Origin of the sequence: Athalassotoga sp. (assembly GCF_049965695.1) — a bacterium.
GTDB lineage: Bacteria > Thermotogota > Thermotogae > Mesoaciditogales > Mesoaciditogaceae > Athalassotoga.
Genome location: NZ_JBMFWB010000002.1, coordinates 56,427 through 78,582, shown reverse-complemented (window position 1 = coordinate 78,582; position 22,156 = coordinate 56,427). Strand labels below are relative to the sequence as shown.

At 39.3% G+C, this 22,156-nt stretch carries 22 protein-coding genes; 4 read left to right on the top strand and 18 right to left on the bottom strand.

Annotated features, from left to right (window positions below; genetic code table 11):
• Positions 1-87 precede the first annotated feature (87 nt).
• Positions 88-1,350, top strand: a complete 1,263-nt coding sequence (locus tag ACP5NR_RS01140) for a C13 family peptidase (protein WP_428005812.1) — start codon at positions 88-90, stop codon at positions 1,348-1,350.
• Positions 1,351-2,290: 940 nt separating this feature from the next.
• Positions 2,291-3,223, top strand: a complete 933-nt coding sequence (locus ACP5NR_RS01135; RefSeq protein ID WP_428004195.1) for a calcium/sodium antiporter — start codon at positions 2,291-2,293, stop codon at positions 3,221-3,223.
• 2 nt (positions 3,224-3,225) lie between these two features.
• Here ACP5NR_RS01135 and meaB read toward each other — a convergent pair whose 3' ends face one another.
• From meaB to rpoN, 8 genes are all read right to left on the bottom strand, one after another.
• Positions 3,226-4,119 carry a methylmalonyl Co-A mutase-associated GTPase MeaB gene (gene meaB, locus ACP5NR_RS01130; protein ID WP_428005817.1) on the bottom strand — a complete coding sequence of 298 codons (894 nt, stop codon included), beginning with the start codon at positions 4,117-4,119 and terminating at the stop codon, positions 3,226-3,228.
• On the bottom strand, positions 4,106-4,498 hold the full coding sequence (locus tag ACP5NR_RS01125; protein WP_428004197.1) for a cobalamin B12-binding domain-containing protein: 393 nt from the start codon (positions 4,496-4,498) through the stop codon (positions 4,106-4,108). Before ACP5NR_RS01125 ends, meaB begins: the two co-directional genes overlap by 14 nt.
• 92 nt (positions 4,499-4,590) lie before the next feature.
• Complete coding sequence (locus tag ACP5NR_RS01120; protein ID WP_428005811.1) at positions 4,591-5,100, bottom strand: ferritin family protein; 510 nt, start codon at positions 5,098-5,100, stop codon at positions 4,591-4,593.
• 4 nt (positions 5,101-5,104) lie between these two features.
• On the bottom strand, positions 5,105-8,635 hold the full coding sequence (gene nifJ, locus ACP5NR_RS01115) for a pyruvate:ferredoxin (flavodoxin) oxidoreductase (RefSeq protein ID WP_428004199.1): 3,531 nt from the start codon (positions 8,633-8,635) through the stop codon (positions 5,105-5,107).
• Between the two features lie 40 nt (positions 8,636-8,675).
• Positions 8,676-10,259 (bottom strand): glycoside hydrolase family 57 protein, encoded by a 1,584-nt coding sequence (locus ACP5NR_RS01110; protein ID WP_428004200.1) that lies wholly within the window; start codon positions 10,257-10,259, stop codon positions 8,676-8,678.
• Complete coding sequence (locus ACP5NR_RS01105; protein ID WP_428004201.1) at positions 10,256-11,152, bottom strand: DUF4912 domain-containing protein; 897 nt, start codon at positions 11,150-11,152, stop codon at positions 10,256-10,258. The genes ACP5NR_RS01110 and ACP5NR_RS01105 overlap by 4 nt, the downstream gene beginning before the upstream one ends.
• A 12-nt stretch (positions 11,153-11,164) precedes the next feature.
• Complete coding sequence (locus tag ACP5NR_RS01100) at positions 11,165-11,830, bottom strand: thiamine diphosphokinase (protein ID WP_428004202.1); 666 nt, start codon at positions 11,828-11,830, stop codon at positions 11,165-11,167.
• Positions 11,827-13,101, bottom strand: a complete 1,275-nt coding sequence (rpoN, locus tag ACP5NR_RS01095) for an RNA polymerase factor sigma-54 (RefSeq protein WP_428004203.1) — start codon at positions 13,099-13,101, stop codon at positions 11,827-11,829. The genes ACP5NR_RS01100 and rpoN overlap by 4 nt, the downstream gene beginning before the upstream one ends.
• Positions 13,102-13,256: 155 nt before the next feature.
• Between rpoN and mnmA the strand changes: the two genes are divergently transcribed.
• A complete protein-coding gene (gene mnmA, locus ACP5NR_RS01090; RefSeq protein WP_428004204.1) occupies positions 13,257-14,315 on the top strand; it encodes a tRNA 2-thiouridine(34) synthase MnmA in 1,059 nt (352 codons plus the stop codon).
• Positions 14,316-14,560: 245 nt separating this feature from the next.
• Positions 14,561-15,409: a M55 family metallopeptidase gene (locus tag ACP5NR_RS01085; RefSeq protein ID WP_428004205.1), complete on the top strand. Its 849-nt coding sequence runs from the start codon at positions 14,561-14,563 to the stop codon at positions 15,407-15,409.
• 39 nt (positions 15,410-15,448) lie between these two features.
• On the opposite strand, the gene nadD is transcribed toward ACP5NR_RS01085, so the two are convergent.
• The 10 genes from nadD to atpC are packed head-to-tail and all read right to left on the bottom strand — an operon-like array spanning position 15,449 to position 22,155.
• Entirely contained in the window at positions 15,449-16,054 is a 606-nt protein-coding gene (gene nadD / locus ACP5NR_RS01080) for a nicotinate (nicotinamide) nucleotide adenylyltransferase (RefSeq protein WP_428005810.1), read from the bottom strand.
• Positions 16,051-17,292, bottom strand: coding sequence for a GTPase ObgE (gene obgE / locus ACP5NR_RS01075; RefSeq protein WP_428005809.1), 1,242 nt, complete (start codon positions 17,290-17,292; stop codon positions 16,051-16,053). Before obgE ends, nadD begins: the two co-directional genes overlap by 4 nt.
• A gap of 6 nt (positions 17,293-17,298) precedes the next feature.
• Positions 17,299-18,033, bottom strand: a complete 735-nt coding sequence (locus ACP5NR_RS01070; RefSeq protein WP_428005808.1) for a hypothetical protein — start codon at positions 18,031-18,033, stop codon at positions 17,299-17,301.
• Entirely contained in the window at positions 18,030-18,431 is a 402-nt protein-coding gene (locus tag ACP5NR_RS01065) for a secondary thiamine-phosphate synthase enzyme YjbQ (RefSeq protein ID WP_428004294.1), read from the bottom strand. The genes ACP5NR_RS01070 and ACP5NR_RS01065 overlap by 4 nt, the downstream gene beginning before the upstream one ends.
• 1 nt (position 18,432) lies before the next feature.
• Positions 18,433-18,720, bottom strand: coding sequence for a hypothetical protein (locus tag ACP5NR_RS01060; RefSeq protein WP_428004209.1), 288 nt, complete (start codon positions 18,718-18,720; stop codon positions 18,433-18,435).
• Positions 18,721-18,733: 13 nt separating this feature from the next.
• Complete coding sequence (gene minD, locus ACP5NR_RS01055; RefSeq protein WP_428004210.1) at positions 18,734-19,546, bottom strand: septum site-determining protein MinD; 813 nt, start codon at positions 19,544-19,546, stop codon at positions 18,734-18,736.
• 14 nt (positions 19,547-19,560) lie between these two features.
• Positions 19,561-20,196: a hypothetical protein gene (locus tag ACP5NR_RS01050; protein ID WP_428005807.1), complete on the bottom strand. Its 636-nt coding sequence runs from the start codon at positions 20,194-20,196 to the stop codon at positions 19,561-19,563.
• A gap of 14 nt (positions 20,197-20,210) precedes the next feature.
• Positions 20,211-20,729, bottom strand: coding sequence for an AmmeMemoRadiSam system protein A (gene amrA / locus ACP5NR_RS01045; RefSeq protein ID WP_428004212.1), 519 nt, complete (start codon positions 20,727-20,729; stop codon positions 20,211-20,213).
• Positions 20,726-21,748, bottom strand: coding sequence for a 6-phosphofructokinase (locus ACP5NR_RS01040; RefSeq protein WP_428004295.1), 1,023 nt, complete (start codon positions 21,746-21,748; stop codon positions 20,726-20,728). Before ACP5NR_RS01040 ends, amrA begins: the two co-directional genes overlap by 4 nt.
• Positions 21,749-21,753: 5 nt before the next feature.
• Positions 21,754-22,155 carry an ATP synthase F1 subunit epsilon gene (atpC, locus tag ACP5NR_RS01035; RefSeq protein WP_428004213.1) on the bottom strand — a complete coding sequence of 134 codons (402 nt, stop codon included), beginning with the start codon at positions 22,153-22,155 and terminating at the stop codon, positions 21,754-21,756.
• Position 22,156 lies beyond the last annotated feature (1 nt).

Here is a 22,156-nt window from a genome sequence, read left to right as displayed (position 1 = left end):
TTAAAATTCAGTCAAAATGTGTTAAAATAACATTGATACAATTTTCAAAACATGGGGGTAGAAAAAATTCAACAAGGGGGGATTCACATGTCCAAGAAGTATGTGATATTGTTGATGATTGTCGTTCTGCTTTCTCTTACTCTGAGTTCGTGTTTTCTTGTCGATCTTTTCAAAACGGACCTTGATCGTGCGATAGATACGGTAAAAAGCGATGTTTTACCGCAATTACTCTCTAAAACTCCAAACGCTTCTTACCTATGCGTTAGGGCCGAGAGTGTCGTCGCAAGCGGTACAATCATAATGCCAGATTTCGTGCAGGCAAGTGCGAATGATTCAAATTCCTCGATAATCGTTGAAAGAATGGTCGCAAAAGGAGATTCTTACTTTTTCCTGCTTGATCTCGAACCCGGTGCATTTTATGCTCATCCGGTTCAGTACATTTTAGTTCCAAAGTCGGGTGCCACTCCAACGGTCATGTCGGCGAAATGGCTTCCCCGAATTGGAGGGATAATACCTCAAGAATTTAACAACAAATTGCCTTCAAATAATCTTATCATCCAGTCAAATGTAAAAATGACAACATTACCCGGCACACTGCTTGTGTACAATTTTATTCCGCTCGATATCCGAGAAAATGAAGGAATCATCATAGTTCAAGGTCTCATGCCGGATGAAAATCTTTACGATGAAACTGAAAATTCTTACCTTCAGGTCATAAATTTTTTCTTAGCATACAAAGCAGCCAGATATCCTGGGGTAGTAGTTGTACATTGGCTGACTGGCAGCAATGCAAACACAATTTTAACGGAAATGAATTCTATGGCAAGTGCTTACAGCGTTGTTACCATTTACATAATAGCGCACGGAGATGTGAATTATATTAGACTCGGCGGCGTAGGGTTTTACGCCTCTCAGTTTGTAAATGTCATAAACAATCATCCGTCTACTAAATTTAATTTCTTCCTTGGCTCATGCCATGGAGGCAGTTTCATAGATAATCTTAACGCACTTCCAAATGTACGCCTTGTTTTGACTGCGGCAAAATCGAATGAATCCGCATGGCCGGACTGGGATACTTACGGATCTTCAACGGATTACAATTCTTACGATGTCGGCAGTGAATGGACAAGTTCGCTCTTTGAAAGGGCAAAATCGATACTCGAAAATTCTACCAAATGGCAATTGGTAAATAATTACGCAAACACTTACAAAATACCAATCACTTCTGCGCTGTTTTACCAAGCGCATTACGGAGCATTAGGTTTGAATTCAACCTATGGTTTTACATCCAACTTAGATCTATGCAATAGAGTAGGGAAGGAAACTCCTCAAATTTACAAGTCATGGTAGGAATTGACAAGATAAGGGACAAAACAGCGCGTAGCATGTAGAAAAAATAGTAACGCGTAATCGGTAAAACAGTGCGTAGCTCGTAGCAGGTAGCATGTGGAAAAGAAAGGGATTAGACATTAGAGATGGTTCGTAATGCGTGACGCGTGATCAGTAACGAGTAAGCAGTGAGCAGAAAAAAGCAGCATATGGCTAATAGCCAATAGCGGATGAAAAAATAAAACAACGTCATCCCGCACATGATGCGGGATCGTCTTTTAAATCTAAATTCACAAATCATTATAAAATAAGGAAAATTTTGACTTCCAAGATCGCGTTTTTTAGGGGGGGTAAGACAGGGGTGAGTATGATCATACCCTGGGGTGTCCAAAAGTGAAAATGTGGTGATTTTAGAGTGAAATGCTGGAAACAGTTGCCACACAAGGGATTGCGTGATCTGAAAATTGAAAAAATCGAAATTTTGCTACAAAAATTTACAATCATTTTACCAACAATTATTCAAAGATTATTCGTTATGGATCGTGAATGAAATAAAAGTTACGAATGTAATTACAAAAACATCCATTATAAATACTAAATACATATATTTTTTTAATTTGATATTTGAAATTTTGTATCTTTTAGCATTGGCAAAAATATGGATTTTATTCAGGAGATGAAAGGTCAATTGATTTTTTTTTAAAATGATGATATACTAACCTCACTTTAAAAGCCTAATGCTTATTTATCAAAGCGCAGGGCAGGATGCCCTCTCGATGGCCTCCGCAGCCTGCGAGGACCAGACATCGAGTGTGGGGCACCTGCCGGAGCGATGATTCGTAATTTGAGTTTTGCTTGGCATAAACTAAAACAGTTTTAGATCCTAAATCTTGGCTAATGTATATTCAGATGGACAATAACGTCCAGACTGTACTTTCAGACAATTCTTTTGGAGGATAAATTGTACATTCTTTTACAGTTGATCTTTCTTATCATAGCACTTGTTTTACTTGAACGTGGTTCCGATTGGCTTGTAAGCGGTGCCTCTGATCTTGCAAGATATTTCAAGGTTTCAGAACTTTTCATAGGTTTGACTATAGTTGCTTTTGGGACAAGTGCACCAGAATTGGCGGTAAGCCTTGCAGGTGCTTTTACGCATGCCGGAAGCGTTGCCATAGGCAACGTCGTGGGATCGAACATAGTCAATGCAAGTTTTATACTTGGAATTTCAATTTTTTCGGGAACAGTGTTCGTGAAAAATCAAACGCTTAAGTTTGAAATTCCATTTGTCATAGTCTCCCAATTCATAGCAACTATGTTATTTCTAAAAAGCAATTCACTCGATTTCTACGATGGAATGGTATTGTTGAGTGTTTTTGCGATTTTTATGGTTTATGTTTTTTCTACATCTAAAAATGATGTGAAGATATCTTCTGAAGAAAAAACTCATAGACTTTCAATTGCGGTATTGCTTACAATAGCAGGCCTTGCAGGAGTTGTTGCAGGTGGTGAACTGGGTGTGTATGCGGCCATCAATTTTGCCAGAGCACTTAAGGTAAGTGAAACGTTAATATCTGTCACAATCATCGCTTTCGGAACAAGTGTTCCCGAACTTGTAACGTCTATAAGGGCTGCAAAAAAATCAAAAAACGACCTTGCCGTTGGAAATATAATGGGATCAAATATCTTCAACATTTTGGCAATTCTCGGGCTTTCCGCACTTTCAGGTAGAATTACGACTGATACGCCCATAACTGGCGATTTAATCTTTATGAATGCTATAGGATTAATTGCATTTTTCATCTTCTTAAACAAACAAAGAAAAGCAAAAAAATGGAAAGGCTTGCTTTTGATGTCAATATATTTGATCTACATCGTATACGTCTTGCGATGAATTCATGAATTGCCGCAAATTTTTTTCATCACTTCTTTTTGTATTTCTTCAAGATCCAATTGATCGGTTTTAACGGTTTGGAGAATATCATCGATTTTTTTTCTCAAAATCGACTGAGCATGGCTTGTTACCCTTTTTTGTCTTTTTCGTGCAAGCAATCCACTTTCAAGAATCGATGAAAATCTTTTGTCGAGCGCTTTTGTTAAATTTTCTATTCCTTCACCGGTTATGGAGTTTGTCAAAAAGATAGGAATGTCTTTTTTCCCCATCTCAAGAATGTTTCTTAATTTCGATAACAATCCTTTCGAGATAGGATTATCTGCTTTGTTTATGACAAAAAAATCCGCAATTTCCATAAGACCGGCCTTCATCATTTGAACTTCATCGCCACCGTCGGGAGAAATCAAAACAACGACGGTATCCGCAACATTGGCTATTTCAACGTCAGATTGACCGACACCTACCGTTTCAATAAAAACAGCGTCAACTTTAAAAGTTTCAAAAGCATCGCACGTTTCAAAAATAGAAGGAGAAAGTCCTCCTAGTGCACCGCGACTTGCAAAACTTCTTATGAAGAAGTTTTTTGATGTTGCATGAGATTGCATTCTTATTCTGTCTCCGAGCAATGATCCTCCGGTGAAAGGACTTGACGGATCTATCGCTATGACGCCTATTTTTTTATCGGCAGACTTATCGAGAATCGCGTTTATGATACTTGATTTTCCTACTCCAGGGCTGCCCGTTATACCTATAACATGCGCAGTACGCTTTTCAAGATTTGAAATTAAATGATTTGCCCGTACCGAATCATCTTCGCAAATGGAAAGTAATTTTGCGAAAGATTTTCTGTCTCCGGCTCTAACACCGTCTAATATTTGAGAATCAGACACTTGCATGTTCAAAATATCCTTTTATCCCCTCGATGACGACCGATGTTGGAGTTCCGGGTCCATAAACTTCGATGATTCCCATTTTCTTCATTTTATCTGCGTCTTCTTCAGGTATTATTCCTCCCACAAAGATGGGTACATTGGAACTATTTTCTTTTAAAAGTTCAAGTATGCGCGGTATGAGTTTCATGTGAGCCCCTGAAAGAATAGATATACCAATGGCATCCACATCTTCATCTATTGCAGTTTGAACTATCTGATCTGGAGTTTGTCTTATTCCGGTGTATATGACTTCCATTCCGGCATCTCTTAACGCCCGTGCTATTATTTTTGCACCTCTATCATGTCCGTCAAGACCAGGCTTGGCAATTAAAACTTTTATCATATAAACCCTCCTCGTATGATATGATAAATATCATTTTTCAAATATAAAAAAATAGAACGGGATTTCATCCCGTTCTATTTTATCATTTTTGTTTAATACTTGTCTTTTTTAGAAAATTTGTCAAATTCATCAAGATGACTGAATTCTGGCGATTCAACCCATTCGTCTCCTTTACGGATGAAATCCATCAAGTTTTCAAGAATGATTTGATGCTTTTTTTCTTCTTCTGCAAGTTTTAAAAGCACATTTTTTTCATCTTTGTTTTTCGATTTAACGGCCTCGCTGGAGTAAAGTTCCACGCTTTTCTTTTCCATCTCTATGGCCTGCTGGTAGGCTTCAAAAACATTCACGTCGACGTTAAAGGTTTGTTTTTTATTGAGCATATCCGAAAACATGTTTTTTGTCGTCTTAAAGGTATCGGTGCCTTTGTAATTGTAAAAAGTCTTTTTAAATCCATTTATTATATCGTAATGCCTTTGCTCATCTTTTGCCAGCATGTCAAAAATTTGCTTGACGCGCGGATCGACACTTTCTTTTGATTGTTTCTCGTAAAATGTTTTTCCATCAATTTCCATTTTCAATGCGTAATCTATGGCATTCATAAGATCACCCCTCACTTAATTTTTTGTAAGTTTCATATCTTTGCTTGGCATCCTCGGCAGCGACTTTGAAAAGTTGATCGGCCAATTCTGGGAATGTGATCTTTAAAGAAGAATATCTTACTTCACTCATGAGAAAATCTTCGAAAGAGGCCTTTGGCTCTTTTGAATCAAGCACGAACGGATTCTTTCCGTCTTTACGAAGCAAGGGGTTATACCTGTAAAGGTGCCAATATCCGGCTTCGACGGCACGCTTTTCTTGATCTGCCATCTTACCCATACCGGCCTTTATTCCATGGTTTATGCAAGGAGAATAGGCAATTATCAAAGACGGACCAGGATAACTTTCTGCTTCCAAAAATGCTTTAAGAGTCTGATTCATGTTTGCTCCCATCGCTACCTGAGCAACGTAAACGTATCCGTAAGTCATCGCCATACGGCCAAGATCTTTTTTGCTTGTTTTTTTACCCGAAGCGGCAAATTGTGCAACTGCAGCCTCTGGAGTTGATTTTGATGCCTGACCGCCCGTATTCGAATAAACTTCCGTGTCAAAAACAAGCACATTGACATCTTCGTTGGAGGCAAGCACATGATCAAGGCCACCGTAATCTATATCGTAAGCCCATCCGTCTCCTCCAAAAGCCCATATGGATTTCTTTATCAGTACATCTCTTCTGTCTTTTATGGCTTTGAGAATTTCCATTGCCCTTTTGTCTGGCAATTGTCTGTCAAGCACTTTTAATATCTTCAACGTTGCGATCTTGGAAGATTTGGCGTCATTTTTACCCGCAAGCCATTCTAAGAATGGATCTTTTATCTCTTGAGGTACATTCAAAGTTACCATTTCGTTCATAAGATCGGAAAGTCTATTTCTTTCGTATTTCACGGCAAGTTCCATTCCCAGGGCGTATTCTGCGTTATCTTCGAACAGAGAATTTGCCCATGCAGGTCCTCGGCCTTCAGCGTTTGTCGTGTAAGGCGTAGATGGAGCGGATGCGCCCCAGATGGATGAACAACCGGTGGCGTTGGCGATTATCATTCTGTCTCCAAAAAGTTGCGTGACGAGTTTCGCGTAAGGTGTTTCACCGCATCCCGGACATGCACCGGAGAATTCAAGCAACGGACGTGCGAATTGACTTCCCTTTATCGTATCAGGTGGTATTCGATCTGATTTATCTGAAACTTCCTTCACCGCGAAATCCCAGTTCGGAATTTCTTTTTCCTGATCTTCAAGAGGCTTCATGACAAGAGATTTATTTGGAGTTGGACAGACATCGACGCAAACACCGCATCCGGTACAATCAAGCGGAGAGATCTGTATCGTGTATTTCAATCCTTCAAGTCCTTTGCCTTTGGCATCTTTGGTGACGAAATTTTTAGGCGCCTTTTTGACCTCTTCATCGTCAAGCAAAAATGGTCTTATAACCGCGTGCGGACAGGCAAAAGCGCATTGGTTACATTGAATGCAACTATCTGGCTGCCATTCAGGTATTTCTACGGCAACTCCGCGTTTTTCGTAGGCGGCCGTTCCCTGAGGAAATTCGCCGTTTTCACGTCCAACAAATGCAGAGACCGGAAGTTTATCTCCTTCCTGCCTGTTCATGACATCCGCGATATTTTTTACAAAATCAGGTCTTTCGGGAATAGAAGGCATATTTTCGTCTTCTTTTGCATTTTTCCATGAATCAGGTATTTTAACCTTTACAAGTGAGTTTATTCCCTGATCTACAGCCTGATAATTCATCTGAACAACCTTTTCTCCTTTGGAACCGTAAGAATGAACTATGGCCTCTTTGAGATATTTAACGGCATCATCTATCGGCACCACATTTGTCAGTTTGAAAAATGCTGATTGCATTATCATGTTTATTCTTGCGCCAAGTCCTATATTCATCGCGATATGCGTGGCGTCTATTATGTAGAAGTTCACGTTGTTTTGGGCCAAATATCGTTTCATCTTACCTGGCAATTTTTGATCGAGATCTGATTCTTTCCAGATCGTGTTGAGCACAAAGGTACCACCTTTTTTGAGTCCATCCAACACGTCATACTGGTAAACGTAAGATTGTTTGTGGCATGCAACGTAATCCGCTTCTTCTATAAGATAAGTTGATCTTATGGGATGTTTCCCAAATCTCAGATGAGAAATGGTGACACCTCCGGATTTATGTGAATCGTAGGCAAAATATCCCTGTGCGTACATCTGGGTGTTGTCGCCTATGATCTTTATGGCATCTTTGTTTGCGCCGACAGTGCCATCTGATCCAAATCCCCAGAATTTGCATCTTATAGTGCCTTCTGCAGAAGTATTCAATTTTTCTTTAACTGGTAAGGATGTATTTGTCACATCGTCCACAATTCCTATGGTAAACCAGTTCTTCGGATTAGATTGGTTTAAATTGTCAAAAACAGCCTTTATCTGTGAAGGAGTTGTATCCTTCGAACTTAAGCCGTAACGCCCTCCAACTACAAGAGGAGCATTTTGCCTTCCGTAAAATAGAGTTCTTACATCTTCGTAAAGTGGCTCACCAAGAGAACCAGATTCCTTGGTTCTGTCGAGAACTGCTATCTTCTTGGCTGTTTTGGGTAAAACATCTAAAAAGTATTTCTCTGAAAAAGGTCTGTAAAGATGCACTTTGATCAGACCAACTCTTTCACCCTTGGAATTCAAATAGTCAACCACTTCCGATGCCGCTTCTGTTACAGACCCCATAGCGATTACAATACGATCGGCATTCGGATCTCCGTAATAATTGAAAGGTTTGTATTCTCTGCCGGTGAGTTTTGATATCTTTTCCATGTAATCGGCAACGATATCCGGCACTGCCATGTAAAATTTGTTGGAAGATTCTTTGGCCTGAAAGAAGATATCTGGGTTTTGCGCCGTCCCCATGGTTTTAGGATGCTCGGGATTAAGGGCTCTGTCTTTGAAGGCTTTAAAAGCATCCCAGTCAAGCAATTTTGCAAGTTCATCGTATTCAAACACCTCTATCTTCTGAATCTCGTGAGATGTTCTAAAGCCATCGAAAAAATGCAAAAACGGGATTCTCGACCTTATTGCCGATAAATGCGCAATGCTTCCGAGATCCATAACTTCTTGAACGCTGCCAGAAGCAAGCAATGCGACTCCGCTTTGCCTTACAGCCATGACATCTGAATGATCTCCAAATATGGATAGCGCATGGGCGGCTATCGTTCTTGCTGCAACATGGAAAACTCCAGGTAAAAGTTCACCTGCTATCTTGTAAATGTTCGGAACCATCAAAAGCAAACCCTGAGATGCCGTGTAAGTTGTCGCAAGAGATCCTGCGGCCAAGGCTCCGTGCATTGCGCCTGAGGCACCACCTTCGGATTGCATTTCCACAACGTTTACCCTCTGACCAAAAATGTTTTTTCTTCCCTGAGCAGACCACAAATCCGTAAGTTCGGCCATCGGAGAAGATGGAGTTATTGGATATATTGTGGCAACTTCGGTAAAAGCGTAAGCCACATGAGCTGCGGCCGTGTTTCCATCCATAGTACTCATTTTCCTTGCCATTTTTACCTCCTGATCTTTTAATTTCCAAATCCAAAATCACTCATGCATAGACTCGATAATCAATGTACGGGAAAATCGGATCGAGCCACTCGTAAAGTTCTATCGATCTCTCATCTATATTATGCGACTTTATTGCATCATATATCTCAAGAAAACGTGATAAATGTGTGTTAGTTCTGTTAACTGCATATTCAACAGAAGTGCCCGTCGTCATTATAAAGGCCCAATCGCTTGATTCCGCAAGTAACAATTCCCTTGCACACATGTTGAGTGCACGTATGTAAAGGGAATCGGAGGCATTTAAATATTGACTTGCAAGTTCACTCATTCTACTCTCTGCTTCGTGAAGGTGAGGATATATCCAATCGTTAGAACCGTTTATCCACGTTTCGTTGTATCCGTTTGCACCCCAACTTGATTTGGCCGGAGTTAAAATTTGAACATCATCGAGTGAAGTTAAAACTCTGTCCGGTGTTGAAGATTCAAAAATATCTGACTTTGCGGATTCCCTTAAAAAAAATTCAAGGAAATTAGGTCCTTCATACCACCAGTGACCAAAAAGTTCCGCATCAAAAGGGGCAACTATAACAGGTTCAACTCCCATTTGTTCTTTAAGCCTGTGTACCTGAGACGCTTTTTTTTGGACAAAGTCTTTTGCATGATTTAAAGCCGTTTGAAGACCATTTTCAGGGTTATAAAGTGCTTTGTCTCCCAGAGAAACGTTGCCTGTTATTTTATGGTATTTTATACCTGTATTTGTTCTGACTCCTGATGGATCAACGTAGGGTCTTATGTAATCAAAAGGTCTATCGAATCCCACATCTCTGTAAAATTCCCTGTAATTCGGATCACCAGGATACCCAAGTTGAGCAGACCAAATTTGCTCGCTTGATTCTGGATCTCGCGCAAACACAAAAACTCCCGAAGGAGTCATAACCGGTCTGTAAACGTCGTAGTGAGGTGGGACATCCGCATACCATAAGCCATGCGAATCTACAAAAAAGAAGTTTAAATCTTGCATGGCAAGTTCTTTGTCAAGTTCCGGATAGTATCCTGATTCGGCAAGCCACATTCCTTTTGGATGATCTCCCATTCTTTCTTCGAATGCTTTAACACCTATCGCAATTTGAGCGTGAACCGCTTTGGGATTTATCTTCATAAGCGGGAGGAAGCCATGGGTAGCATTGCACGTTATCAATTGAACGTTCCCGGTCTTTTCCACATCCTTAAATGCTGTCAAAAGATTTCCATTGTAATTGTCAAAAAATGCAAGTTCTTCCTTAAAATCGTTGAGATATTTCAGAGCCATTTCGTGTTTTGCCGCTTCTTCTTTTTTTGTGAGATCGACCTCTTTTTTTGCGAGTTCTATAAGCGATTCGAGATGTCTCCTGTATTTATCAACAAGCGTACGTTCAGCAAACATTTCAATCAAAGGTGGACTCAAAGAAATTGTTATACCAAAAGGGACGTTATCTCTTTCAAGCCTTTCAAAAGCCATAAGCAATGGAATGTAAGTTTCGGTTATAGCTTCAAACAGCCAGTTTTCTTCGAGAAAATAAGGATGATCTGGATGGTTGACGTACGGCAAATGGGCATGAAGCATCAAGAGTACTTTCCCCTTCAAGACCCTCGCCTCCCGCTAAGTATGAAAAACGATCCACCGCCTGATTTAAATCCACTTGTTGGCATGGAAGCAAATCCTACGAGTTTTTCTATTCTCAAAACTTTTCTGGAAGGACTCATTTCCGTGAACTTTCTTTTTGATCTGAGATCCATCCAAAGTTCCATCTGCGCTATTTTTGCTGAAGAAGGAGGTGTCGAAACAAGGTTAGATCTTAAAAGAGGCACAAATCTGTTGTTTTCTTTGTATCCTATTTCTGCAATGTAATCCGCGCCGGATTGTGGCACAAAAACATAATATTTTTTCATCTTTTCGTCTATTTCCATCTCAAAAGTTCTGTGGGCATTTATGCCATTGAATTCTATGTATGTGACATCGTAAACGCGCAGAACAAGATTTGAATGTTCTTTTATGATTTCAAGATTTTTAGGTGAAAAATCCCAGTAAAAATGAATCCAATTTGGATTTACCTCAAGACCGCAAAACTTGTCTTTGAAATAACTTACAGGAAGTGATATAACTGTTTCAGGTGCTTTATTAACATTTTGCGTTCTCTGCGTTTCAAAAGAAGAGACATTTTGAGATGGTAATTTATTTTTTTCGAATTTTTGTTCTTCCAATTCGCCGTTCAACTTAAGATTTTCGAAAAGGGCTTTTATCTTTTTTACAAAGGTACTTCTGGCAGATTTCCATGGTACTTTTAGATCGAATTCCTTTGACAACTTTCTCAGTTCATCGATTTCCATGGTATCGAGTTCTCGAATCTTTTTGGAAAGTTCCATTCTTCTTCGTGAAATAACTTCAGCCAATTCAGATTTGGTCATGTTGTAATAGCCCTTGATCTTCAACAACATAGCCTCTTTTTTCAACTGACGGATCGTTTTTTCCTCCTTCATTTTTCATCACCTCTATTTCAATTTGAAAGAAAGTTCATCTATCCATCCGAAAGATCTTGAGTGATATCTGAAAACAAGCAATTTGCCATCTCCTGGATCTATGAAAACATTATTTTCAGAAGATTCATTGCTTATTCCGTATGGTCTGAGATACTCCATTTTTCTATGGCTCAGATCATATTTAAATCCTTTAAGAGAAACGTTGTTGGCATCTTTTTGAAGAGGTATTATCGACCATGTTTCTCCAATTATGCTTTCAAGATCTAACGGATGATCTATGATAAAGGAACAAACATCTTCGTTAAAAATTATGCTGTTCCTAAAACGTTCCATCAGTCTGAAAACGCCCAATGTTTGATCAAGTCTTGTACCAAATGCACCGGCGATAAAAATAGTTTCAGATCCGATCTTCGATGCTTCGATCATGGCAAGTTCTGTATCTATCTCATCTTTTTGAGGAGGAAATCGAATGATCTTGGATCCATTTTCTTCGCAAAAGTGCAACGTCTCTTCGTTGATTGAATCCATGTCTCCTATCAAAATATCTGGAACGACGTTTATGAATTTCAAAAAATTTGCACCTGAATCGGCTGCTATTTTGAGATCGAAAAAGTTAATCGTCGATCTGTAAAAGTCGTGCTCTTTGTAATCTCCTCCGGCAAAGATAACCGTTCTCATGCCATTTTTCTCTTCGAAGAAGAAGGTATTCCGAGTTCATCTCTGTATTTGGCTATAACTCGCCTGCTCAAACTTATACCCTCGGACATCAACATTTCTTCTATCTTTGAATCTGACAATGGACACTTCTTATCCTCTTTTGATACGTAATTCAAAATTTTTTCTTTTATGTCGTCTCGTGATATTTCTTGATGATTGCTTTTGTACAGAAACCTTTCAAAAAAGAATTTCAAAGGGTATATGCCTCTTGGAGTCTTGACGTATTTCGAAGAAATTGTTCTTGTAACGGTTGAAGCGTTTATTCCAAGTTCTGCCGCAACCGATGACACCTTAAGAGGCGTTGATCTGCCACCATTCAAAAAATCCGATTCTTTTTTGGCGATTAATTGGCCGAATTTTAAAAGTGTTTCTTTTCTTTTTAAGAATGCTTCTATCAGGTTTTTGGCCTGATCGTATTTTAATTTGGCGAATTCGATGTAAGATTGGTTTCCGGAATGGATCAGTTTGTCGTAAAATTCGAGAGATGAAAATTTAATGTCAATTCGATCGTTAAGGAAGACTTCATATTGATCGTCTTTTTTTGTTATAAAAATATCCGGCTCAACGTATTGTGTGTATGAAGATTCGTAAAAACCGTTTGCCGGATAAGGATTAAGATTTTTGATTTTTGAAAGCGCTTCTTCAAATCTTTCTTTTGACATCCCAGACCTTCTCAGCGCTTCCTGTGGATTTTTTTGGATTATCTCAATTAAGTCGATCAAAGTGATGACGTCTTTATCATCAGTTTGACATTTCAGCGCTTCTTGTATATTTTTACTTCCAATGCCAGGTGGATCAAGGGATTTAAGCATTTTTAAAACCTTTTCCACTTTTTCAGGAGACACTTTCAGATCTTTTGCTATTTCTTTAACTTCTGATCTTATGAAACCGTGCTGATCGATGAGATCAACCAAATAAAGAAAAATTTTTTCTTCCAGTTCATCATATTCTAAGGCATAAAATTGATCGATGAGGTATGTTTTTAAAGATCTGTTTTCAAGTTCGTAATTTTCAATGTAATCATCTTCAACATCTGTTTTTCTTACATTTCTGTATTCGTTTGGCATGGTAAGTACTTCCGCTTCAAGAAATGGATTTTCTTCCACTATTTTGTTTATTTCTTCTTCGAGGTCTAAAGCATTTGTGTTCAGCAATTTTAAAGATAGCAACATCTTGTTGCTCAAAAAAATGGTATTCTTTAATTTGAGTTTTTGAAAGATGAATTGATTCATTTTTGATCTCCAATTAAAAAATGTTGTAAAATTGAATTGAATGTTGGAAAGAATAGTTCACAATAAAGGCAACATGATTAAAAATATTTTTCTTAGTTATTATATCATCATTAAGGATGTAAAATCAAGATCGTGATCTGATTGGTGGTGCAAATTTGAAAGTTTTAGTTGCAATGAGCGGCGGGGTAGATAGCGCTGTAAGTGCATTTTTGCTTAAAAAGGCAGGATACGATGTCGTTGGAATTCATTTTAAGATGGAAGATGATCTGTTTTTTTCAAAATACGATTTAAAGAAAAAAGTGTGTTGCAGCCCCGATGACACCATGGATGCTTTAAAGATATCAAAAAAAATAGGCATTCCCCTTGATGTTGTCGATCTCAAAAAAGAATTCAGGGAAAGGATAATACAAGCATTTTTGGATGGATATAAAGCAGGCATAACCCCTAATCCATGTGCATGGTGCAACAAAAAGATGAAATTTTGGGCTCTTGAAGTGTTTGGTGATAAGATGGGATCGGACAGGTGGGCAACGGGGCATTATGCCATCGTTAAAGCTGGAAAAGTCTTTATGGCAAATGAAATTAAAAAAGATCAATCTTATTTTCTTTCCCTTGTTGAAAAGAAACTCTTTGATAGACTTATATTGCCGGTCGGTGAAATGCAAAAAGCAGATGTAAGGCAAATTGCGATTAAAAACGATCTTATCGTTGGAGCAAAGCCAGACAGTCAGGATGTGTGCTTCATTCCAGATGGAGATCTGGGCAATTTCTTCAGATCAAATGGTGTGGATTTACGTGCAGGTCCTGTCATGGATGTAGATGGTAAGGTTATAGGTCAGCATGAAGGATACCAGATGTATGCGGTAGGCCAGAGAAAAGGTATTGGTATTGCGACAGGAGAAAAAGTTTACGTCGTTGATGTAGATCCTTTAAAAAACACGATCAAAGTCGGGAAAAAATCCGATCTGTTCAAAAATCATTCGTACGTGAAAGATTTAAATCTTTTTGTAGATAAATCGTACCTTTTAGATTGCGAGTGTAAGGTACGAAGTACATCTCCCCTTGTAAAATGCAGTTTTGATCCCGAAACGGCAATTGTGCATTTTTATGAACCTGTCGTTCCGGTTCCAGGACAGATAATTGCTTTTTACAAGGACAAAGAACTTTTGGGCGGAGGAGTTTTGGCAAAAACGGATATACTTAACTCACTTTAAAAGCCGAATTGTCATTTACCGTAAGCGGATGGCTAGATGCCTCAATTGGTGAGGACGTGTGAAGAGTGAACAGTAAAAGACTCTGTCAATCGCAGATTACGCGTTATCTCAATTGGCAATTGAAAATTGTCAATTCTTAAGTGCCACGAGCCACACGCTACCTGCCGTTGTAGGCACCTGCTGGAGCGATGATTCGGAATTTGAATTTTGTTTGGTATACATATTGAATATAAGGAGGCGATGCTATGAAGATTTTCATTTCTACCGACATGGAAGGATTACCGGGTGTGAATTCCTGGCATCAAGTTGAAGAAAAAGATCCACGATATCTCGGTAAGTACATGGCCGAAACTGTTGGGTGGGTTATAGACGGTATAAAATCATCTGAATTTAACTCTAAAATTGATGAGATATTGGTCTGCGATTCCCATTCAAAAGGAGAAAACCTTTCTTACGATTTCACAGAGCGCGATGATAGGATATATCTTGTAAGCGGTGGGTTGAGAGATTATTACATGATGGCAGGCTTTGATTCAAGTTTTTCAACCGTTTTCTTCATTGGATATCACGCAGGTGTCGGATCAATTCACGGCACGATGGATCACACGTATTCCACGGATGTTTACGATCTCAAAATAAACGGTAAACATATGAGCGAAACGACGATCAACGCCGCTTTTGCGGGGAACCATGATGTACCAGTTTCTCTGGTCGTGGGAGATCATGCCCTTGTTGAAGAACTAAAAAATGAGATGTTAGACACCGTTTTAGTTGAAACAAAAAAGGGATTGAGTAGATTTGCCGCCATCATGAAACCTAAAAATGTCTTGAGAAAAGAATTAATCGATGGAACGAAAATCGCACTTTCCAAAACATTCAAAAATGCAGTAAGACCTTATAAAATAGAAGCACCTTACGAAGTTGAAATCAATTTCAAATCGACTGAAATGGCAGACGAATCAATGCTCATTCCGGGATTGAAGCGTCTCGATGGGCACAGGGTACTCTTCAAAACAAATTATTACGATGAACTTTTACAAACCATGCTTGCGGTCGTCTATTCTGCGACTATTGGAGAGGATCTCGGAAAATAAAATCACATACCACAGTCTGAATTGCCATTCGCCGTTTTTTCACCGATCGTTGTTTTTCTTTTGATTACCAATTTGTTGGTAAAAATCGAGTATATCTTTTTCAATTTTTTCAGGGACGTATCCTCTTATCGAAAGACCGGATTGTGCCCTTTCCCTTATCGCAGTCGAAGATATCTGGATAACGGGCATTTCGGACAAAAAATGCACATCGTGATTTTTGAAACGTTTTATCAAAGTTGTTGTAAGACTTCTATCACAATACCTTGGATAGACGTAAAGCCTCGCTAAATTAAGTATTTCTTCGTATTCGTACCATTTTTCTATATTCACAAAACTATCTTCGCCCATTATGTACGCAACTTTGCCGTATTTATTCTGAAAGTAACGTATCGTATCAATGGTGTAAGATGGATTGGCGTTGTTCTCAAAATCAGAAATTTCGATCTTTTCCAAACCGTCAAATGCAGTTTTTGTCCATTCAAAACGCTTTTCAAAATTTGCGGATACTTTTCCGTCTTTGTGAGGCGGAGTTCTTGTCGGCATCACGATTATCTTTTCAAGAGAGGTGATGTTCAAAATTTCAGTTGCTATTATCAAATGACCGTTATGAACGGGATCAAAAGTTCCGCCGTAAATCCCAATCATTTGTGATACTCAAACTCCATATCATTTATCACAACTGTATCTCCTTCTTTGATGCCCAATTTAACAAGTTGCTTTTCAAGGCCCAATTCATCCAACTTTTTCATGAATATTTCCATTCCATCAGGTTGATTTAACTGATATTTTCTCAGCAGTTGATCGATCGTTTTACCTTTAACGAAAAATGAGTTTTCCATTTTTTCAATGGAGATCGAAGGCTCTTCATTGGTTGAAATGTTAATCGATTCATCAACTTTGAATTCAACAAATGGTGCTTTTTGAATTTCGTAATAGAGTGCGTTTTTAAGGTTTTCGATGCCGGTTCTTGCAAGAGCCGAAACCACAAAAACTTTTCTGTTTGGAAAAAGTTTTAAAATTTTAGAAATCCTTTGCTCATCGACTAAATCACATTTGTTTAAAATTATTATCTCTGCTTTTTTTTCAAAATCATGACTGTAAAGTACCATTTCTTCTCTTATTTTTTTATAATCGTTTAGTACATCTTCGCTGGAAGAATCGAGCACATGGGCGATAACGCGGGTGCGCTCGGCATGTTTTAAGAATTCATCGCCAAGCCCTTTCCCTCCGTGTGCCCCTTCTATTAATCCTGGAATGTCGGCAATAACGTAAGAAACTCCGTGCCCTATTTCCACTTTGCCAAGTACCGGATCGAGCGTGGTAAAAGGATAGTCAGCAATTTTAGGATGTGCATTTGTCATCACGGAGATCAAAGAAGATTTTCCCACATTTGGTAATCCCACCAAACTTACATCTGCAAGCAGTTTTAATTCAAATTCTATTTCATGCTCTTCTCCGAGTTCTCCGTTTTCGGCGATCGTTGGGGCCTGACGGGTTGGAGTCGCGAAATGCGAATTGCCTCTTCCACCCTTTCCACCCCTCGCAACTATAACTTTCTTTCCATCTTCGTTAAGATCCGCAATTGTCTTACCTTCTATTTTTATAACCGTTCCAACCGGCACCTTTATGATAAGATCATCGCCGGATTTACCCGTCATATTCGATCCCATTCCTTTTGCGCCTGATTGGGCTCTAAAGTGTTTTTTGTACTTAAAATCGTTCAAAGTGCTCATAAAATTGGTTGCTTCTACGATGACACTTCCACCGTTGCCCCCATCTCCACCATCTGGGCCACCTTTAGGTATGAATTTTTCTCTTCTGAAACTCACAACACCGTTACCCCCGTCACCGGCGGCAACGTGTATTTTAACCCTATCGATCATCGCAAATCACCATTCAGCCGATATTCTGAAACCATTTTCTTGACTTTTGGTTGTACCCCAAACATATTTGTAAAGGTAGGCAAAACTCATCGATCCGATAGAACCCTGAAGGTTGAAATCGAAAACGTTTTGAGTTATCGAAGGAGTGGAAGGAATATACCCGCCATAAATGCGTGCCAATGCCTGAATGTTAAAAGCGGAAAGACTTCCCCAGAATCCACCGCTGACAAATTGATTAACGGATAAAAATGCACCAAGTGACCAGTATTCATAAGGAAGATTCAGACCGACTTCGAAATTTGGATAAACGTTTATGCTTTTTCCGTAGGTGTACGTTAATACGTTTGGCAATCTCACAGACAGATCGAGATTTTGTAAGATTTTCTCAACCATACCGGCTCCAAAATTCAATGAAACATTTGTACCGTAATCGGATATTAAAAAATCAGAACCAAAGTTAAGGTTACCTGATTTTGTCGCGACGGAATAGGCTATTCCGCTTGTCGCTCCTGATGTGTAAAAGCCCAATTTACCCGCAAAACCATTTTTGAAAGGTTGAAAGATCACGAAATCCATTTGCTGAGGCTCACCAAAATATGTTTCATAAGATACCGACCATTGCGTGTTGTAAACCATGTATGAAGGATTGAAATTCATAACAGAACCATATGGAAAAGATACAGCGGCAAAGGTTAAAACCGGTATGATAAAAACAAAAATCGCCAAAAAGTATCTTCTCATGATTTCGCCTCCGTAAGAATTACATCAACATTTCTTTCTCTCGGACCATCAAACTCACAAAAATATATCCCTTGCCATCTTCCAAGAGATAAAGCACCATCATCAAAAGGAATGGCAACGGAAACACCTATAATCGTCGACAAAATATGTGCCGCTGAATTTCCCTCCGTATGCAAATAATTCCCATTCCATGGAACAAGTCTTTGAATAAAAGAAATTATATCTGTTTTTACATCCGGATCAGCATCTTCGTTTATCGTTACAGCCGCAGTTGTATGTGGCACGTAAATGAAACACATTCCTGCCATTAACTTGCTTTCAGAAACGATCCGCTCGATCTCTTCGGTTAAATCTATGAACTCAAAATGTTTCGAACTTTTAATCTTTATCTGCTGCATTTCATTCAAAATTTATGTTCGTTATTATTATGACATATCCGTTGTGCTCTTCGACAACGATTTTTACTTTATCTATGTCAGTTTTGAAGAGTTCGGAAGCCTCTTGCTGGATCTTCAGTTTTATCTCTTCTGTTTTTTTCTCAAGATCTTCCTTATCTTCGAATTCGTCTATTCTGTATATAAACCTTCTGCCGCCACCCACCAGCGTATCAAGCCTTTCTTTAGCGGATTCCCTCGCAGAGTCTTTGGTATCGTCTTTTTTCCTTCTAAAGAAGTCAAAAAATCCCATTTAGATCATCTCCTCAATCTCGCCTGAAAAGATTTCTGAAATTTTTCCACCAACTCTGCTTTTCTTCGAGCTCTTCAAGTGTCGGGATCGGGATTTCTTCTCCTTTGAGTCTTAAGACAATTCCTTCCAAGATCTTTCCCATCCTGTCTTTTCCATCCATAAGGGCAAGCGGTATCCCTTTGTTTGTAGCCACTATTACATCTTCAGAATCCGGCACGATTCCTATTATGTCTATCGAGAGAGCGGATTTTATATCCTCAATCGTGAGCATGTCACCGTGTCTTACCATATGAGGCTTAAATCTGTTGATTATGAGATGGATCTTCGAATCCTCGAAATTCATGTTTTCGAGAAGACCTATAACTCTATCCGCATCAGTTATTGCAGGCAATTCCGGTGTCGTAACCACAAGGGCTTCTTCAGCGGGTGCAACCGCATTTCTGAAACCTCTTTCTATGCCAGCGGGACAATCAATGAGTATGTAATCGAATTTCTCTGAAATTTGAGAAACTATCTTTTTCATATCATCAGGAGAGATCATCTCTTTTGTGGCAACCTGAGAAGCAGGCAAAAGACTTAAATTTTTGAGTTGTTTGTGCCTTACGAGGGCATCGAAAACGTCTATTTTACCGTTTACAACATCCATGCTTGTGTAAATTATTCTGTTTTCAAGTCCCATTACGACATCAAGATTTTTCATTCCTATATCCGCATCTATGAGGGCAACTCTGTCTCCCTTAGAGGCCATTATCGTACCTAAATTAGCCGTTAAGGTGGTCTTTCCGACTCCACCTTTACCGGAGGTAATAACATAAACCTTTGACAATCAAACCACCTTCCTTAAAACTTCAAACCGGAAGAATTTACCTTCTCGATTATCGCCTCGGCAATATCTTTAACCGAGTTAAACTCGATTTTACCTGAAAAAACAAGTTCTTTTGTCATACCCAAACTGGAAATAACGGTCATTATGCCTATGAAAAATTTTCTATCTTCGATAGTTACCTCTCTTATCTCGTCAAGGGAAAATTTCAACTTGGACTCGGCAACGCTTTCCATCGCTTCCATGGTTGCTTCCGCAGACAATTTGAGTACATTTTTAAAAGATTTTATACCTCTCCTTTTTGAATCTTTGGAAGAAATACCCATTGTTATTCCAACGCTAATCTCTATTTCCGTTCCATCTTCAGAAAGACCGGCAGATTGCACTTTAAAGCCAGCCGTATTATCCTCGGTTTGGCCTTCACCACCCATTTGTGCTATGCTTATTATTCTTCTATCTATTCTTTCTCCAGAGATGGTAAGTATGGCCGTTTCGATATCTCTTACGATTTGTTTGGGATTTTTATCTCCATAAGCAAGAATATGAACTTCGGTGAGTTCACCACTTTCTGGATCGAGTATTACCTTTGCTTTCATCACACCATCCAAGGTAGAAAGCATTTTTGATAATTCTTCTGCCTGTTTAACTTCCATGGTCTTACCCCCGTTCAGTGATATCTTTCAACCGTGAATCGATATATTCTATCATACTTTTTTATTCCGGCTTTCATCATCGCTATCTTTATTTGATCTTCTACCGTATCGACATCTTCAAGATCCGGAAGTAAAAGTCCTCTTCTCCACCCACTTTCAACAATAATACCATATTTTTTGGGATCAAGTACTTTTTCAGATTTTATCTCTTCTGGCATCGAAAGTACGTCAACGCTGACAACTATATCATCCAATTCTTCTGGACTCACAGGTTCAAAACGCGGATCTTCAAGCGCTGCGGATATCGCGTTTTGTGCTATTTCATGTGCAAGATCCTGCGTTGTCGGCAAAAAAGTACCTATGCATCCTCTTAGATCGCCGTCAAGCGTGTGGAGGGTTACAAATGCACCCGCCTTTTTTTGGAAAAGTTCGGAAGGCAGAAGGCTTGGATCGGGTTCAAGATTAATCCCTTTTCTTATTTTCGATTCTATGACTTTTATTGCCCATTTGACGTAAGGATGTTCACCTTTCATCCAAAAAACATCTCCGCAAGTTTATAGTAATCAAAAGGTACAAGTTTCTTCGTGGCAACTCCATACTCTATCGGAATGGAAATTATATCATTTCCACTCAACGCCACCATGCGTCCAAAATCGCCTTTTTGTACGAGTTTCATTGCCTCTACTCCGTAACGTGTCCCGAGTATTCTGTCAAAAGCCGTAGGGGTCCCACCTCTCAACAGGTGTCCGAGTACCACTGATCTGGTTTCATATCCGGTCTTTTGCTCTATGATTTCGGAAAGATAATGTGCTATTCCTCCGAGTTTTATGTGTCCAAATGGATCTATGGTCGATTTATCTCCAACGACATTTTCAAGGTTGGTTGGTTTAAAACCTTCCGCAACGGCCACAACAGCGTATCCCTTTACCTTCATGCGTTTTACGAGTATTTCGACTATTTCTTCTATCGTTCTTGGAAATTCAGGTATCAATATAAGATGAGCCCCGGCAGCCAGACCGGCCTCAAGCGTTATCCATCCGGCATCTCTTCCCATAAGTTCAACTAACATTATACGCCCATGTGACTTGGCAGTTGACTGAAGCCTGTCTATTGCGTCAGCACCGACATTGACAGCCGTGTGAAAGCCGAAAGTGTAATCTGTGTTTGAAACATCGTTGTCTATGGTTTTGGGAACTCCCACGATTTTCAAACCGAGACCACAGAACTTGGTTGCGACACTTAAAGTGTCATCTCCGCCTATCGCTATAAGTGCGTCTATCTTCTCTTTTTCAAAATTATCAACGACTTTTTTCGATCCATCCGTTATGCTGAAAGGATTGGTCCTCGAAGTTCCAAGAATCGTTCCACCCAAAAGATGTATTCCCTCGACATCGTCTTCGGTAAGATTAACGTAATCGTCGTTGATGACACCTTCCCAACCTCTTTTAAATCCGATGACAGAATCTTCACTTCTTTTTGCTTTGACAATGCCTCTTATGACCGCATTCAATCCCGGACAATCTCCACCTCCGGTTAAAATGGCAATTTTCAATTCGATCACCTCTCCTTCTTTTGAGAAATTTTTAGCCTAACAAGAGCCCTCTGAATTTTCATTTCAAGTTCTTTCCTTCTGATTTCTTCAACTTCTTCAATATCCACTCTTGCACGCTCAAGACTTCTTTTAGCCCTTTCAACGTTTATATCCTCAGGCTTTTCTGCTGCATCCGAAAGTACGGTAAACACGTTGTTGAAAAATTCCCCGATTCCACCGTGAACGGCGAAAAAAATTCTATGACCGTCCTCAGATTCAATTTCGAATTCGGCAATATCAAGTGCAACAAAAAAAGGAAGTCTGTTTTGCAATGTACCCATCGCCCCATTAACCGTTTTAAATTCAACGAATTTGGCCATTTTATCAAACGCGATTTTCTCCGGCGTTATAATTTTTAATCTGAACATG

What these genes read in the sequence shown, in the direction of transcription:
- ACP5NR_RS01140 (WP_428005812.1), top strand. Translation starts at nt 88, where the DNA reads ATGTCCAAGAAGTATGTGATATTGTTGATGATTGTCGTTCTGCTTTCT.
- meaB (WP_428005817.1), bottom strand. Translation starts at nt 4,119, where the DNA reads ATGCAAGTGTCTGATTCTCAAATATTAGACGGTGTTAGAGCCGGAGAC.
- ACP5NR_RS01125 (WP_428004197.1), bottom strand. Translation starts at nt 4,498, where the DNA reads ATGATAAAAGTTTTAATTGCCAAGCCTGGTCTTGACGGACATGATAGA.
- ACP5NR_RS01120 (WP_428005811.1), bottom strand. Translation starts at nt 5,100, where the DNA reads ATGAATGCCATAGATTACGCATTGAAAATGGAAATTGATGGAAAAACA.
- nifJ (WP_428004199.1), bottom strand. Translation starts at nt 8,635, where the DNA reads ATGGCAAGGAAAATGAGTACTATGGATGGAAACACGGCCGCAGCTCAT.
- ACP5NR_RS01105 (WP_428004201.1), bottom strand. Translation starts at nt 11,152, where the DNA reads ATGAAGGAGGAAAAAACGATCCGTCAGTTGAAAAAAGAGGCTATGTTG.
- ACP5NR_RS01100 (WP_428004202.1), bottom strand. Translation starts at nt 11,830, where the DNA reads ATGAGAACGGTTATCTTTGCCGGAGGAGATTACAAAGAGCACGACTTT.
- rpoN (WP_428004203.1), bottom strand. Translation starts at nt 13,101, where the DNA reads ATGAATCAATTCATCTTTCAAAAACTCAAATTAAAGAATACCATTTTT.
- ACP5NR_RS01085 (WP_428004205.1), top strand. Translation starts at nt 14,561, where the DNA reads ATGAAGATTTTCATTTCTACCGACATGGAAGGATTACCGGGTGTGAAT.
- nadD (WP_428005810.1), bottom strand. Translation starts at nt 16,054, where the DNA reads ATGATTGGGATTTACGGCGGAACTTTTGATCCCGTTCATAACGGTCAT.
- obgE (WP_428005809.1), bottom strand. Translation starts at nt 17,292, where the DNA reads ATGATCGATAGGGTTAAAATACACGTTGCCGCCGGTGACGGGGGTAAC.
- ACP5NR_RS01070 (WP_428005808.1), bottom strand. Translation starts at nt 18,033, where the DNA reads ATGAGAAGATACTTTTTGGCGATTTTTGTTTTTATCATACCGGTTTTA.
- ACP5NR_RS01065 (WP_428004294.1), bottom strand. Translation starts at nt 18,431, where the DNA reads ATGCAGCAGATAAAGATTAAAAGTTCGAAACATTTTGAGTTCATAGAT.
- ACP5NR_RS01060 (WP_428004209.1), bottom strand. Translation starts at nt 18,720, where the DNA reads ATGGGATTTTTTGACTTCTTTAGAAGGAAAAAAGACGATACCAAAGAC.
- ACP5NR_RS01050 (WP_428005807.1), bottom strand. Translation starts at nt 20,196, where the DNA reads ATGGAAGTTAAACAGGCAGAAGAATTATCAAAAATGCTTTCTACCTTG.
- amrA (WP_428004212.1), bottom strand. Translation starts at nt 20,729, where the DNA reads ATGAAAGGTGAACATCCTTACGTCAAATGGGCAATAAAAGTCATAGAA.
- atpC (WP_428004213.1), bottom strand. Translation starts at nt 22,155, where the DNA reads ATGTTCAGATTAAAAATTATAACGCCGGAGAAAATCGCGTTTGATAAA.